Consider the following 15,054-nt stretch of genomic DNA (forward strand, 5'->3'; position numbering starts at 1 on the left):
GGATAAAAAAGAGGTTGTTCCGACTCGGAACAACCTCTTTCTTCTTATGCAAATAGCTCTTCTAAAATTTTCAGTTTATCTTCTGTATATTTCACAAAGCCATCGTTATATGATTTTGGATCTTTCGGATTTGCGAAGTGAGTAATTGCTCCCGTCTTCGGATGAACAAATTTACTTGATGCACCACAACCAAGTCCGATAATTGATTGTACTTCTTCCATAATGACAATGTTGTAAATACTTTCTTGCGTCGGCATTGCATAACCAACGTTCTCTAAGTTACCTAAAATATTCTTTTGACGATATAGGTAATATGGTACGTAATTATGCTTTTGCGTCCACTCTTCTGCTTCGTGCATCATCGCTGTAATTTCTTCGCGACCTGCTACTTTATATTTACGTTTGTTTTGCGTCATTTCAGAAGCACGTTTAAATGATAACGTATGAACTGTTAATGATTCTGGCATTAACTTTTCTGTTTCATCTAACGTATGCTTGAAGATATCTAACCCTTCACCAGGAAGACCAATAATTAAGTCCATATTAATATTGTTCATTCCCATTTCACGAGCTAAATGGTATTTCTCAATTGTTTCTTCTACAGTATGATGACGTCCAATTGCTTTTAGTGTCTCTTGATGGTATGACTGTGGATTAATACTAATACGGTCAATGTTCCATTTATTTAACACTTCTAGCTTTGCTGGCGTGATCGTATCTGGGCGACCTGCCTCAACTGTTACTTCACGCACATTTTTCACATCTGGGAACGCTTCATACATTTCTTCATACAGCATATCCATCTCTTCTGCTGTAATACTTGTAGGTGTACCGCCGCCGTAATAAATCGTCGTAACTTTTACACCTTTTTCTTTTAAAAACTTACCAATTTCACGAACTTCATAATGTAAACCACCTAAGAACGAATCAACAGATCCTTGGCGTCCATTAATTGCATAAGCCGGGAATGTACAGTATGCACATTTCGTTGGGCAGAACGGAATACCGATATAAATACTTACTTCTTCTTTCAAACGGTATAAATCCGGAACAACTGCTAATTGGCAATCAACAATGCGCTGAAGAAGTTCAATTTTCTCTTCATGAATTAAATAACTTTCACGAAGTTCTTGATGCGCTTCTTCTTTTGACATACCATTTTGAAGCATTTTGTGAAGAAGTTTCGTCGGACGTACTCCCGTTAAAATACCCCAGCTTTGTTCAATACCAGTTAACTGCTGAAGAACAGAAAGATATACATAAGAAACAACGTGCTTCACTTGCTTCATACGCTCTTTTTCATCTGTGAAAGCAGATAAATCTTTCGAGAATGTTTCTTCATACACATTTCCTGTGCTAACATCCGTCAATTGAGCAGATGCTTTCACATTATCCTCAATGTGTATATCAACGATCAGATTTGCTTCCTCTTGTTCAAATCCAATCGTACTATCTTCAAAAAATAAGCCGCCAATATTTTGTAGCGGACGTAAAAAACGATCATCTTGTAACGTTTTAATTGAAATTAACAACATTATCACCTTTTCATTTGCAAACTCTCTTTAGTTTACTTGAAGGGCGTTTACAGGTCAATACAGAAGGTTTTACCTGTTTCTCTTACATTTTTTCAAATAATTCTTTTTATGAATATTGCTCATGTATATAGACATCATGATTTTCTCTTGTTAAAATTTATTAGTGTTAAAATCGATACATAGTGAAAATACAATATAAAAAGGAGGACTGTTAACACTAGATTCCACAATCTAATGTGTTAAAAACAAATATGAAAAAGAAATTTTATAGTGTTTTAACTCTCTCTCTTGCATTACAAACTGTTCTTGCACCTACTTATTCATTTGCAGAGAGTGCTGAAAAATCTGCCGAAGTATATACGGAGGATCAAGTTTTTAAAAGTATTAAAGAACATGTTAATGAGCATAGTACTCATGAAGAAGATATCGAGGTTACTGGCCAATTCCTACTATACACTTCAAAAAAACATTCATTATATACCGCGAATGATTTAAAAAACAAATCGAATATCGAGATTACAGAACAAGTCGTAACGGCGACAAAGAAAAAAGGAAATGCTTATTACATAACGACGTCAACTGGCGCTGGATGGATAGATAACAATGATAATAGCTTAGAAGTTCAAGAGATTCATAAACTATCTAACCAAAAATTAATCGTAAAAGAAGAAGCTTCCATACATGCACTTCCGTTCCAATCGTTTAAAGAAGAAGGAAAACTAGAGCCACAAGTCATAACTCCTACTGAACAAGCTGGAAATTGGTTTAAAGTCCAAATAAATGAAACAGCAAAATGGATTTATGCACCTTCTGCTACATTTGAAGGTACAAAAGCTTCATTATTAAAAAACAGTCGTACTGCTAAAAATAGTTTATTGAGATCGCCAGAAGCTCTACAAACAAACAATATTTATGGCGTTACATTTAAAGAAATGATTGTCCCAAAAGGAAATGACGATATTCGCCCTGGCTACCCGATGGTGCCTAAATATATTACGATTCACGAAACGGCTAATACAGCGAAAGGTGCTAATGCTCTGAATCATGCAAAATTCTTAGATAATCAAGCACGCGGAACAGCTGATCGCGCTGCATCTTGGCATTTCACAGTAGATGATAAAGAAATTTATCAACATCTTCCAGTAAATGAAGTTGGATGGCATGCTGGAAATAAAACTGGAAACTATGAATCTATCGGAATTGAAATTGCCGTTAATCAAGATGGAAACTATGAAAAAGCGGTAGAAAATGCACGTAAATTGGCAGCTTATTTAATGAACGACTTAAATATTTCTCTAGATAAGGTCCAAAAACACCAATTTTGGTCAGGAAAAAACTGCCCTGCGTTTATGATTCAACGCGGACAATGGGATGCTTTCTTAAAAGGAACTGAAACATACTATAAGGAAAACCAAAAAAATCCCGTAACTGATGACATTACAGGTGGATGGTATGAACAAGACATTCGTCAATTAGCAGCTAGAGGCATTATGCAAGGAGAAGGGAACGGCAAGTACTTCCCAGAACGTCTTGTAACGCGTGCTGAATTTGCTACATTAATTACTCGTGCTTTACAATTACCAAGTGGAAATGCTAATTTCACAGACTTAGAACAAGTACACCCATCTTTAAGAGACGGTATTAATCGTGCAGCAAGCGCAGGCATAATCCGCGGACGTGGTGATAATACATTTGATCCAAATACTACAATTACACGCGAAGAAGCTGTTATTATGATCGATCGTTCTCTAAAACACGCTGGTATTTTTGCAAAACAAGTTGAACTACCATTCGTAGACCAAAACTTAATTTACGCTAAAGAAGAAGTACAAAGAGTGTATGGATATGGAATTGTAAAAGGTAATGAATTTAATCAATTCGTACCAAAAGGACCATCACAACGTGCTCACGCAGCTGCATTTATAAACAGAATGCTTAGCGTAATTGAAGCTTAACATATTTATCATTCCATATAGATATTTTCATTTTATCTGTATTCACTTAAAAGGCATCAGAGATTATATATCTCTGATGCCTTTTATACATCCGTTAACTATTTTTAGCCATGAATCTTAAACGTATTCCTAGTAACAGAAGCATAAAACCGATGAATGGAACGTAATTCGTATTGTGTCCTGTAGCTGGAAGTTGTTGATTATTAGAAGAACCTTGTCCTTTTTCTGGTAAATTAGGTTTTTCTACTCCCTCACCTGGCTTCTCTGTTCCTTCACCTGGTTTTTCTGTTCCCTCACCTGGCTTCTCTGTTCCTTCACCTGGTTTTTCTGTTCCTTCACCTGGCTTTTCTGTTCCTTCACCTGGTTTTTCTGTTCCTTCACCTGGCTTTTCTGTTCCTTCACCTGGTTTTTCTGTTCCTTCACCTGGTTTTTCTGTTCCTTCACCTGGTTTTTCTGTTCCTTCACCTGGTTTTTCCGGACCTTTTTCTGTATCTTTTTTATTTGTAATTTGAAGTTTTACAAATTCAATTTTTTCATTAGAAATCGTAAATTTCATTTCCTTATCGGATAAAGTATATCCTTCTGGCGCTTGGATTTCTTTTAAAATATAATCTCCTGGTTCTAACTTCTGAGAAATTGCTTTACCGCTCTTATTTGTTGTTAATGTGTCAATTTTTGTTTCGTCTTTCCAAATTTCAAACACTGCGCCTGCTAATATTTTATTTGTATTATTAGCGTCTACCTTTGTAATTTCTAATTGACCTGTAATTTCTTCTTTCACTTTTTCATTCATAACTTCTTGTTTTACTACTTCATTTGCTACAACATTTACTTCTACTGTTACTTCTAACGCTCTATAACCTTCTGGTGCTTTCGTTTCTTCTAACGTATACTTTCCTGGCACTAAGCTTTCGAATTTCACAACACCGTCTTTACTCGTTGTTTTCGCTTCTCCAACTACTTGACCAGCTTCGTTCTTTAATTTAAATTCCGCACCTTCTAAAACTTTTCCACTCTCTGCATCCTTTTTGATTACTTGTAAGCTTCCTAGTTCTTTTGCGTTTTCTATTTGTACTTCTACTACTTTATTTGCTTCCACAACGACTTCAATTTCTTCTTTTAGTAGTTTATATCCTTGTGGTGCTTTCATTTCTTTTAATGTGTACTTTCCTGGTTCTAATTTCTGAGAAATTACTTTACCAGTTTTATCTGTTCGTAATGTATCTACTTTCTTACCATCTTTATACACTTCGAATTCTGCACCTGATAACAATTTCGTTTTATCATTCGCATCTACTTTTACAATTTCGAATTGACCAAGGCTCTTACCGTTCGTTACTTTTACATCAATAACTTTTTCACCGTCAACTGTTACATGAATTATTTGTTTTGTTAACTCATAACCTTCTGGTGCTTTTGTTTCTTCTAACATATATTCACCTGGCACAAGTCCGTCTACTTTAACCGTTCCAGACTTATCTGTTGTAATTCCTTCTTTTACAACATTTCCTTTCGCATCTTTCAATGTAAATTCTGCGCCTACTAAGCGTTTCGTTTGATCTTTATCATCCATTTTAATAATTTGTAGAGAACCTAAGATTTTTTCGTTTTCTGCCTCTACTTTTACTACTTCTTTCTCATTTTGAATTGTTACTTTCCATTCTTTATTTGAAAGTTTGTAGCCCGCTGGTGCTTTCGTTTCTTTCACTGTGTATTCACCTAGCGGTAATTTCGGTGACATCACTTTTCCACTCTCATCTGTTTTCAGTTCCGCTACCTTTTTACCATCTTTATACACTTCGAATTCTGCACCTGATAACAATTTCGTTTTATCATTCGCATCTACTTTCACGATTTCGAATTGACCCATTACTTTTTCATTCATGACTTCTTGTTTTACTACTTCGTTCGCTACAACGTTCACTTCTACTGTCACTTCTAGCGCTTTATAACCTTCCGGCGCTTTCGTTTCCTCTAACGTGTACTTTCCTGGCACTAAGCTTTCGAATTTCACAACACCGTCTTTATTCGTTGTTTTCGCTTCTCCAACTACTTGACCAGCTTCATTTTTCAGTTTAAATTCTGCACCTGCTAGAACTTTTCCACTCTCCGAATCCTTTTTGATTACTTGTAAGCTTCCTAGTTCTTTTGCGTTTTCTACTTGTACTTCTACTACTTTGTTTGCTTCCACAACGACTTCAATTTCTTCTTTTAGCAATTTATATCCTTGTGGTGCTTTCGTTTCTTTTAATGTGTATGTTCCTGGTTCTAATTTCTGAGAAATTACTTTACCAGTTTTATCTGTTCGTAACGTATCTACTTTCTTGCTGTCTTTATACACTTCGAATTCTGCGTCTGATAATACTTTCGTTTTATCTTCCGCATCTACTTTCACAATTTCGAATTGACCTGTTACTTTTTCGGGGATCTTTTTATTCACCACATCTACAGTCACTACTTTATTAGCCTTTACATCAACAGAAACTGAACTAGATGATAATTCATATCCTTTCGGTGCTTCTACTTCTTTTAATGTATAGCTTCCAACTGGAAGTTGTTTCGATAAGGCTTCGCCTTTATCACCTGTAACAATTGTTTCCACAACATTACCATCTTTATCGATAACATCAAATTTTGCACCTGGCAGAAGTTGACCAGATTCACTATCTTTTTTCAATAATTTAAATTGGCCATTCTCTACTTTTTTCGTATTCTTCATAACAAGTTCAATTACGTTTGTATTATCAATTGTTACTTTGACTGGTGTATCAACTTTTATATATCCTTCTGGTGCATTTATTTCTTTTACAAAATAGTCACCAAGTGGTAAATCTTTAACTTCCGCAATACCCTTTTCGTTTGTTGTAACAGTAGCCACAACGTTATTATCTTTGTCTATAACATCAAATTTTGCGTCTTTTAAAACAATGTTTTCATCGTTTTCATCAACTTTTTTAATTTGTAAATGTCCTTTTTCAGCTGCTGGTTTATTCCATTTTGGCCAGTTAAATTTAAAGTTATGAACCTCAAAACCATCTCTTTGGTGTAATCCTCCAACATAGGCTTGTCCATTAATAGAACCACCTTTTGTTTCTACAACTGCATTAGGTGCAAACACACTACCTACTACACCATAACCTTTAGTTGTTATCTTTGTAGCATTAGGAAATACCCAAATTACCTTACTAGCTAACTCAGTAAAAGATGAATTAGGGTCATATGCTTGAGATGTATTAATTAAATCCGTCGCCATCCCAGTATTTCTTGTATCATACAAAATTGCACCGCCACCAAAACTCACTTCTTCTGCATCTGAATAAATAACAATAAAATCTTTATTCTCTACATTCGGAAGAAAAACGTCTTTTACATCGAATGCTTTCTTTCCCGTCTGACCTGAAGAGACATAAATATTAGGGTTGTTTGCATCTTCACCGATTCCAAAGCTCATATTAGGTTTTGGCTTATCAGTGTGTAGTTTACTTGCATCCCCAATTACACCATCAACGTCTTTTCTAAATTCTTTAAACTTAGCATCAATCTCCGCTTGCTCTTTATAAGAGATACGGTCATACGATGTTTTCATTGCGCCATCTGGGTCACCGTCTTTTGTCATCGCCACTGTTCCATCTTGAATAATTACCTGTCCTGCTCCAGCTTTCGTAAATTGACCGCCTAGTAATAATGATGGATATCCTTCATCTACCCAAGTTGCTCCAGCTAAGTTATTTGCTCCAGTTGCAGCCGCTACGACTGTATAACTTGATGCGTTCATATTTTTCTGAACAGCCATCGCACCTTCAATATCCGCACTCGTTGCACTATGATCTCCAAAAATGATGGCGTTGTAATAAGATACATCACCTAAACCTTTTAATTCTGTTGTAGCTGCCTCTGCTTTAAATGGTAAATGGATTAAAAAATTCATACATATTAGTAATACAACTATTAAACTACTACTTAACTTTTTAATTTTTTGATTAAATGATTTCCTCAAGAAATTCATTCCCCCTTTTAAACTTCCTAAAACCACAAAAAGAAGTACATTTCATATGTACCAGGTCTTACTCACATTAACTTAAAATAATCCATTTAAATACAACAAAGGAACGCTACAACTACTTAATAAAATTACTACAATTCATTTTTGAAATAATACGTGAACTAAACTGTCATGCGGAAATACTTTTACGTATGGGAGCCCAATAAAATTAATCTGAAGAATATTTCATGTGGTGTAACTATTTTGACAACATCATCCACTTTACATTAGTTTTCTGAAGGATTCAAGTGAATTGTATGAATCCCATACACAATTCACAATTTAAAACGTTTCTATTCCTTTTAATAAGCTCAACAAAAAAACGTAGCCAAAAAGCTACGTTTTTCTTTCATCGTTTCGGTGTATTTTTATGATTCTTCAAAAACGGAAGCGGGAATTGCTTACGGAAATGCTCTTTAATCATATACTCTACACCGTTTTCGCTATTTGAACGTGTAATCCAATCTGCTGCTTGCTTTAATTCTACAGGCGAGTTCCCCATCGCTACCCCAAGTCCCACGTTTTCAATAACCTCTAAATCTTCCATACTATCTCCAATCGCAACCATTTCATTTAGCGAAATATTTAAATGCTCTCCAAGCAATTGTAGTCCACGTAATTTTGATACATTTTGCGGTAAAATTTCTATTCGTTTTGAATCACATTCAACATACTCTACATCTTGGAACGCTTTTCTTAATGTGTTCAGTCCTCTTTCTTTTTCACCTTTACTTTGGAAAATAACATCAATTTTTGGCGCTGCTACCGGATGGTCACGAAGCGCGTCACCTAACGAATCTACAAATTGAACTGGATAAAATAACGGATCTGCGCTTGATAATACAGTGCGCGCAATTAAGTTTGGTGTATTTCTCTCACGATTTCCTATCGAAAACCGTTCATGAGAAATGCGTACGTTACAATCAAAGTGCTCTAACACTTGCACAATATTAAAAGTCTTCTCTTCAGATAATCTTCTTTGAACGTACGGCTTATCTAACGTTGCTGAAACGAAAGCACCACCATGTGTCACTAATATAGAATCTAATTTTAACGCCTTTGCTACTTTATGAGCGGATTGAAAATTACGACTCGTAAATAACGTAACGTATACATCTTTTCTTTTCACAAATTCAATTGTTTCTCTTAATCCTTTTGCAATTTTTCCATTGTTGTATAGTAGTGTCCCATCTATATTAAGAGCTAGTAAGCGATAAATCATGTCGCACTCCCCCTCTTCGCTGTTGTACTCTATCCATAATTTATGAAATAAATGTAGCAAATAGAACGAGTTAGAATTACTACTGAAAATTTGGTTTACTATATACATATACACTTAGCAAAGGAGATAGTACAATGCAGGCACCTCCTTCTTTTTATGAAGGCGATACGTTAGAAGTCGCAAAAAAATTACTCGGGCAAAAACTTGTTCATATTGTAGACGGAATAAAGCGAAGCGGAATCATTGTAGAAGTAGAAGCATATAAAGGCCCAGATGATAAGGCCGCACATAGTTACGGAGGCAGACGGACAGATCGCACAGAAGTTATGTTTGGTGCACCAGGGCATGCTTACGTATATTTAATTTACGGTATGTATCATTGCTTTAACGTTATTACAGCGCCAGTGGGCACCCCGCAAGGTGTTCTCATTCGAGCCCTTGAGCCAGTAGATGGAATAGCAGAAATAAAACTAGCGCGCTACAATAAGACCGAAATTACAAAAGCGCAATATAAAAACTTAACAAACGGTCCTGGCAAACTATGCCGTGCACTCGGAATTACTTTAAAAGAACGCGGCGTATCGTTACAAAATGATACGTTACATATTGAATTAGTTCCAAAAGAAGAACACATATCATCACAATATAAAATAACAGCAGGACCTCGTATTAATATCGACTATGCAGAAGAAGCTGTACATTATCCGTGGCGTTTTTATTATGAGGGGCATCCGTTTGTTTCAAAGAAATAAGCGATATCAACGATTTTTCAAATATATCTATCGTAACTTACAATATATCAACGATTTTTCGAATATATCTATCGTAACTTACAATATATCAACGATTTTTCGAATATATCTATCGTAACTTACAATATATCAACGGTTCGACAAGAAATATCGATTTATCGACAAATAATAACATTACGAATAAAAGAAGACTGTTCCAAAATGGAACAGTCTTTCCCTCTTACTCTGCACCTTCCGCAGTTGCAATATTATCCTCTAAATTTTCTCTTGATAATTCAGCCGCCATAAAATCAGCTGTTTCTGGAAGTGCTAAATGCATATGAGCTTTTTGACAAATTTGGATCGTACAGTTTTCTATAACATAGTCGAAAACATGTCCGCCCCCGCTTCTTTCATCATCAATGTAATGTAAGTGGAATCCAGCTACCCCAATACCTTGTGCGTAATCTGGTGTCCAAAATCCAGCAAGCGTACCTTCTGTATTTTCAAATGAAAAGATTGGTTGTGATTTCGTCACTTCAACGAGCGGTGTATACGGTTTTTCTTGTCTTGGAACAGTTCTCGTCCTTACTTCACGGAACGTACCGTCCATTCGAATACCGTAAAACAAGTTTTTACTTGGCATTAATTCATGTAATAACGCTTCAACTTCTTCACGATTCATCGGACGCTCTACCGTATAACTCATTTCTTTTTCAAAAAACGTTACAGTCGCAAATGGCGTTGTTTCTTCTGGCTCTACTTTTTCTGCTGAACCGTCTGAACGTAAATGATAAAATTCATTATCAAATGCAATCATTTCACCATCTAATTGATCAAATGTGCCGATGCCGAAATCACCATGTTTTTTCAAATCTTCAAAGCTAATTACACCATCATATATACCATCTAATAGCGCAAGCATTGTAGATGTTTGATATACTTCATTACTCGTTTTCGTTTTTTTCGCATCAATATCAATTAATTGCGCAACAGTCATCTCAAATCTGCCTCCATTAGTTTAATTGGTTTGGTAATAATTTTTCGCTTAATTTAATGTTGTCACGATAGTCAATTGGAATATCAATAATGACAGGACCATCTGCTGCTAGCGCGGATTTTAACACACCTTCTAATTCATCAGGCGTGTTAACACGAAGACCTAACGCCCCGAAACTTTCCGCATATTTCACAAGATCAACATCGCCAAACTCTGTAGCTGATGTTCTGCCGTATTTCATCATTTGTTGGAATGCAACCATATCATATGTGCCGTCTCTCCAAACAAGATGGACGATTGGAGAATTTAAACGTACCGCCGTTTCTAACTCCATCGCAGAGAATAAGAAACCACCGTCACCTGATACGGAAACTACTTTTTTACCTGGTTCTACTAAAGTAGCTGCGATTGCCCAAGGAAGTGCAACACCTAGCGTTTGCATGCCGTTACTAAATAATAATCTACGTGGTTCATAAGAACGGAAACATCTCGCCATCCAAATAGAATGGGAACCGATGTCACATGTAACGGTTGTATCGTCACTAATTAAAGAACGAAGTGTACGAATCACTTGAAGTGGATGCGTAACACCTTCTGAAGGACGATTTGGAACTTCTGCTTGTTCTGATAATTTTGCGCGTAATCGTTCTAATACCGCTTCTGATTTCGTACTTAATACAAGTTTCGGTAATTTCTCCGCGATGCTATTTACCGTTAAGGCAATATCACCAATTAATTCACGCTCTGGTTGGTAATCATGGTCGATATCTGCTTGATGGTCGTCAAGATGAATAATCGTTCTGTCGCCAAGTTTATTCCAAAACTTTGGATCATACTCGATTGGATCATAACCGATAGAAATCACAAGGTCTGCTTCTTCTAGTAAAATATCACCTGGTTGGTTACGGAATAATCCAACGCGGCCGAAGAAATGATCTTCTAACTCACGTGAAATCGCACCAGCTGCTTGATATGTTTCAACGACAGGAAGTTCTGTATCCGCAATTAATTTACGAACAGCTTTCGTCACTTCATTTGTGCTCGCTCTCATACCGAGTAAAATAACTGGTAATTTCGCTGATTTTATTTTGTCTACTACATATGTAATATCATTTGTGGGAGCGATTCCAAGTTGTGGCTTAGAAAGCGCACCGATAGACTCTACAGTTGTTTCCGCAGTCATAACGTCTTGCGGAAGACTTACTAAAGTAGCTCCCGGATTTGTGGAAGTCGCACTTCGGAATGCATTTGATAATGCTTCTGGCACATTATCAGGATGCTCTACTTCTACGCTATATTTTGTGATTGGTTCGAATAGTGCAGCATTATCCATAGATTGATGTGTACGTTTTAATCGATCCGTACGCGGAACTGCACCAGCTAAAGCAACAACGGGATCACTCTCCGCATTCGCAGTAACAAGACCTGTCGCTAAATTTGATGTCCCTGGTCCTGAAGTTACAAGACATACGCCCGGTTTTCCTGTTAATCTACCAATAGCAGCTGCCATAAATGCTGCATTTTGTTCATGACGACAAACAATTAACTCTGGTCCTCTTTCTTGCAATACATCAAATACAGAGTCAATCTTTGCTCCTGGAATACCGAAAACATGTGTAACACCTTGTTTAATTAAACAATCAACAACAAGATCTGCTCCCTTTGTTTTTGTCTTCACGTCGTTTGCTTTTACACCTGTACTCAAAACTAATCATCCCTTTATTTCATAATGTGTGTAATAAAGATTTTAATTTCACCTAGTTAATTAATGTGGTGAAATATCATTTATCATTATATTACAAATGCATTATTTTTCCAACAATATGAATTCGACATTATTTTGACAAGATTTAAAGAATGCGCTTACAACCTTTTGTTTATCTTAAAATAACATTTTTATATCTCTTCTAAAAATGTACAAAAATACTTCCACCTATTCACATTATTAACAAATTTATAGTACCTTGCAAAGAACAATAGTAAGTGATATATTTGTAAATAATGTAATACCCATTATTTGGAATGTTATTCACGATTAGTATATCTCCTTTCAAAAAGTAGATATAGATTGTGTGTGCTGTTTAGAAAAAAGATAGGATTTTCAGCCATAATTCATCATTTTATAAAGGAAAGTGATTGTTATGAACAAAAGTGAATTTTTAGAGCAACTTAGTTCTTCCCTACGGAATATGCCTAATTTAGAAAAGGAGGATATTATCTCGGAGTACGAAACTCATTTTATTAGTGGTAAACAAGATGGAATATCTGAAGAGGAAATTTCTAAAAAGCTAGGAAACCCTAAAACTATCGCTAAAGAACTTAATATTTCATATGTAATAAGTAACGCTGACAATAGGCGCAGCCTAAAAAATATTATGACAGCACTGTTTTCTGTTATGAGCTTAAGTGTTTTAAACTTTATATGTATCATTATCGCCTTTTTCGTATTACTCTTTCTATTACCACTTCTTCTAGCACTTATAATTGCTACACCATTATTAATTATTTCACCTATCTTATTAATAGGATTAGGATTCTTTAAAGGGTTTCATCAAATCAGTTATTCCGATGTTTATAATGTATTTATAGCTTTTTGCATCGGCTTACTAATATCCGTCATATCTTATCAAATGATAAAACATATATACTCACTTTTAGTTAAGTATTTAAAATGGAATTTAGCTATTTTACAAAGATACTAATCAATGTAAAAGGAGATTAATATGAAAAAGTATATTTTATACCTACTCACGTTACTTACAATTTTATTTCTATCAGCTTGTTCAAACAGTGTACAACCTAGGGAAGAAAACGATGTACAATCTATTAAAGATGTTGCTATTAAAGTTCCAGAAAATATATTTAGTTCCTCAAAGAAAAATGAAACTATTAATGAAGACGAAATGAAGCAAAATATAAAAACTTATTTAGATTATAGCGGAGAGTTATACGAAAACATCGTTCCACTTTCGTCAGCCATGTCTGACGAGAAGGTTACTGAGTCCGACCGGGATAAATTACAAAAACTAATAGATTTAGCTCAACAAAACGATGCGAACTTCCATCATTTTATTAGTAACAATACGATTCCTGCTGATTACAAACAGCCTTCGAAGGAAATTCATAATTATATTTCAGCATCTACAGCACTTTCAGTAGAATTAGATCAGGAAATAGAAAAATTCGCTCAAGATGGTAACTTATTCAAAACTGATTTCTCTTTTACAAAGCGCTTTGAGAAAGTTAATGGTAGGAAGCAAAAAGAAATTGAAGAGTTTTTGAAGGAGAAAAACATTAAAACGGAGTATTTCAAAAAATAACAAACAAAAAAGACGTGTGTAGAGATAATAAACTTGTTTACTTCTTATAGGGCTAACGAAGTAGTTTAATGGAAGAAGAATTTATAGTGAGTGTTATAATAATCAATAACTTAAGCAAAGGGGGCAGCATTTTTGCACAAACTCAATGCATTAATACCAGAGCTATCAGTTTCAGATATGGAGGAAAGTTTAAATTTCTATTCGGAAATTCTCCTGTTTAAAATTGAATATCAAAGACCAGAGGATAAGTTTGCTTTACTGTCTTTAAATGACTGCCAGATTATGATTGAAGAAGTAAATGGTCATTGGAGTACTGGGGAGTTATCTTATCCCTACGGAAGAGGAATCAATTTTCAAATTATCATAAATGATATTGATTCACTATATGATAGTTTGAAAAAGAACGAGTATCCAATTAAATTTGATATTCAAGAGAATTGGTATAGAGCTGATACTAAATTAAAGGGACAAAAAGAATTTTTAATTATGGATCCTGATGGTTATCTATTAAGATTTGTTCAAAATTTAGTTGAAAAAGATGTTGAGGCAGATTAAGCTATGTAAAACAGGATAAAAATTTAGTAAATGGAGCAAGCTACTTTTTTTCAATAAGCGGCATTAGTTGAAGAAAAATTAACCAACTTTATTATTTTTATAAATTAAAGGCTACAACAATTAAATTTAGTTTTAAATAAATTTAAAACCACCTACAAGTTAATTTTAATAGGTGGCTATTACATTTCTTATACTAAAATTAAACACCTTTATTGTCACTGAAAAAGACGCCCCTATACTAGGAGCGTCTTCTCTCATTACGCTTGTTGTTGCGCGCTATATAATTCTTCAAGTGGCTTCATGATAATTTTGTTAACGTCACCGATTACAACGTTTAGGCGTTGCTCAGTTTCCATTAGTTTTGTAATTTTAGCATCTTGTTGAATGCGAGCTACAACTTCTTGTGCTTGTTGGTTGTCTTCTTCAGTGATTTCTTGGCCTTGCATCATTTTTTGTTGTAGGCTAAGTTGCATTGTACGGAACTCATCGAATAAGTTCTTTGAAGCTGTGTCAGCTTGAACTGCTGCGTAGCTCTCTTTTAAAGTTTTGAAGTCTTCGTTTTCAGCGATTGCTTTTTGTAATTCATATGCAACATCATGAATGTTCTTTGTCATTTTATTTTTCCTCCTTTAGAAGGCTAGCGCTTTTCACTCGCACTGCCTTTTACGTGCATTTACATACGCACCTCTTCTTA

General features: G+C 35.2%; 11 protein-coding genes. 5 read left to right on the top strand and 6 right to left on the bottom strand.

Features of this window, described 5'->3' with window-relative positions:
• Positions 1–44 precede the first annotated feature (44 nt).
• Positions 45–1,535, bottom strand: coding sequence for a coproporphyrinogen III oxidase (locus HMAS_RS19690; RefSeq protein ID WP_002164625.1), 1,491 nt, complete (start codon positions 1,533–1,535; stop codon positions 45–47).
• A gap of 251 nt (positions 1,536–1,786) precedes the next feature.
• On the opposite strand from HMAS_RS19690, the gene HMAS_RS19695 reads away from it, so the two are divergent.
• The gene (locus tag HMAS_RS19695; protein ID WP_044307491.1) at positions 1,787–3,490 is read left to right on the top strand and encodes an S-layer homology domain-containing protein; all 1,704 of its coding nucleotides are present in this window, start codon (positions 1,787–1,789) and stop codon (positions 3,488–3,490) included.
• A 94-nt stretch (positions 3,491–3,584) separates the two neighbouring features.
• On the opposite strand, the gene HMAS_RS19700 is transcribed toward HMAS_RS19695, so the two are convergent.
• Both HMAS_RS19700 and HMAS_RS19705 read right to left on the bottom strand, forming a co-directional pair.
• Positions 3,585–7,487, bottom strand: a complete 3,903-nt coding sequence (locus tag HMAS_RS19700) for a SpaA isopeptide-forming pilin-related protein (RefSeq protein WP_116344983.1) — start codon at positions 7,485–7,487, stop codon at positions 3,585–3,587.
• Positions 7,488–7,881: 394 nt separating this feature from the next.
• The gene (locus HMAS_RS19705; RefSeq protein WP_000640415.1) at positions 7,882–8,754 is read right to left on the bottom strand and encodes a Cof-type HAD-IIB family hydrolase; all 873 of its coding nucleotides are present in this window, start codon (positions 8,752–8,754) and stop codon (positions 7,882–7,884) included.
• Positions 8,755–8,888: 134 nt separating this feature from the next.
• Between HMAS_RS19705 and HMAS_RS19710 the strand changes: the two genes are divergently transcribed.
• On the top strand, positions 8,889–9,506 hold the full coding sequence (locus tag HMAS_RS19710) for a DNA-3-methyladenine glycosylase (RefSeq protein WP_001148783.1): 618 nt from the start codon (positions 8,889–8,891) through the stop codon (positions 9,504–9,506).
• Positions 9,507–9,726: 220 nt separating this feature from the next.
• Here the strand turns inward: HMAS_RS19710 and alsD are convergent, their stop codons facing one another.
• Positions 9,727–10,485, bottom strand: a complete 759-nt coding sequence (gene alsD, locus HMAS_RS19720; RefSeq protein ID WP_000215024.1) for an alpha-acetolactate decarboxylase — start codon at positions 10,483–10,485, stop codon at positions 9,727–9,729.
• A 16-nt stretch (positions 10,486–10,501) separates the two neighbouring features.
• The gene (gene alsS, locus HMAS_RS19725; protein ID WP_025709959.1) at positions 10,502–12,190 is read right to left on the bottom strand and encodes an acetolactate synthase AlsS; all 1,689 of its coding nucleotides are present in this window, start codon (positions 12,188–12,190) and stop codon (positions 10,502–10,504) included.
• A gap of 436 nt (positions 12,191–12,626) precedes the next feature.
• On the opposite strand from alsS, the gene HMAS_RS19730 reads away from it, so the two are divergent.
• From HMAS_RS19730 to HMAS_RS19740, 3 genes are all read left to right on the top strand, one after another.
• On the top strand, positions 12,627–13,187 hold the full coding sequence (locus HMAS_RS19730; protein WP_025709958.1) for an HAAS signaling domain-containing protein: 561 nt from the start codon (positions 12,627–12,629) through the stop codon (positions 13,185–13,187).
• A gap of 21 nt (positions 13,188–13,208) precedes the next feature.
• Positions 13,209–13,805, top strand: a complete 597-nt coding sequence (locus tag HMAS_RS19735) for an NDxxF motif lipoprotein (protein WP_025709957.1) — start codon at positions 13,209–13,211, stop codon at positions 13,803–13,805.
• Between the two features lie 132 nt (positions 13,806–13,937).
• Positions 13,938–14,360 (top strand): bleomycin resistance protein, encoded by a 423-nt coding sequence (locus HMAS_RS19740; protein ID WP_000549334.1) that lies wholly within the window; start codon positions 13,938–13,940, stop codon positions 14,358–14,360.
• 257 nt (positions 14,361–14,617) lie between these two features.
• Here HMAS_RS19740 and HMAS_RS19745 read toward each other — a convergent pair whose 3' ends face one another.
• Entirely contained in the window at positions 14,618–14,974 is a 357-nt protein-coding gene (locus HMAS_RS19745; RefSeq protein ID WP_000164614.1) for a YlbF/YmcA family competence regulator, read from the bottom strand.
• Between the last annotated feature and the right edge of the window lie 80 nt (positions 14,975–15,054).

The sequence above is a fragment of the Bacillus sp. HMA207 genome (assembly GCF_003402455.1).
Lineage (GTDB): Bacteria > Bacillota > Bacilli > Bacillales > Bacillaceae_G > Bacillus_A > Bacillus_A cereus.

What these genes read in the sequence shown, in the direction of transcription:
- HMAS_RS19710 (WP_001148783.1), top strand. Translation starts at nt 8,889, where the DNA reads ATGCAGGCACCTCCTTCTTTTTATGAAGGCGATACGTTAGAAGTCGCA.
- HMAS_RS19705 (WP_000640415.1), bottom strand. Translation starts at nt 8,754, where the DNA reads ATGATTTATCGCTTACTAGCTCTTAATATAGATGGGACACTACTATAC.
- alsD (WP_000215024.1), bottom strand. Translation starts at nt 10,485, where the DNA reads ATGACTGTTGCGCAATTAATTGATATTGATGCGAAAAAAACGAAAACG.
- HMAS_RS19690 (WP_002164625.1), bottom strand. Translation starts at nt 1,535, where the DNA reads ATGTTGTTAATTTCAATTAAAACGTTACAAGATGATCGTTTTTTACGT.
- HMAS_RS19730 (WP_025709958.1), top strand. Translation starts at nt 12,627, where the DNA reads ATGAACAAAAGTGAATTTTTAGAGCAACTTAGTTCTTCCCTACGGAAT.
- HMAS_RS19735 (WP_025709957.1), top strand. Translation starts at nt 13,209, where the DNA reads ATGAAAAAGTATATTTTATACCTACTCACGTTACTTACAATTTTATTT.
- HMAS_RS19695 (WP_044307491.1), top strand. Translation starts at nt 1,787, where the DNA reads ATGAAAAAGAAATTTTATAGTGTTTTAACTCTCTCTCTTGCATTACAA.
- HMAS_RS19745 (WP_000164614.1), bottom strand. Translation starts at nt 14,974, where the DNA reads ATGACAAAGAACATTCATGATGTTGCATATGAATTACAAAAAGCAATC.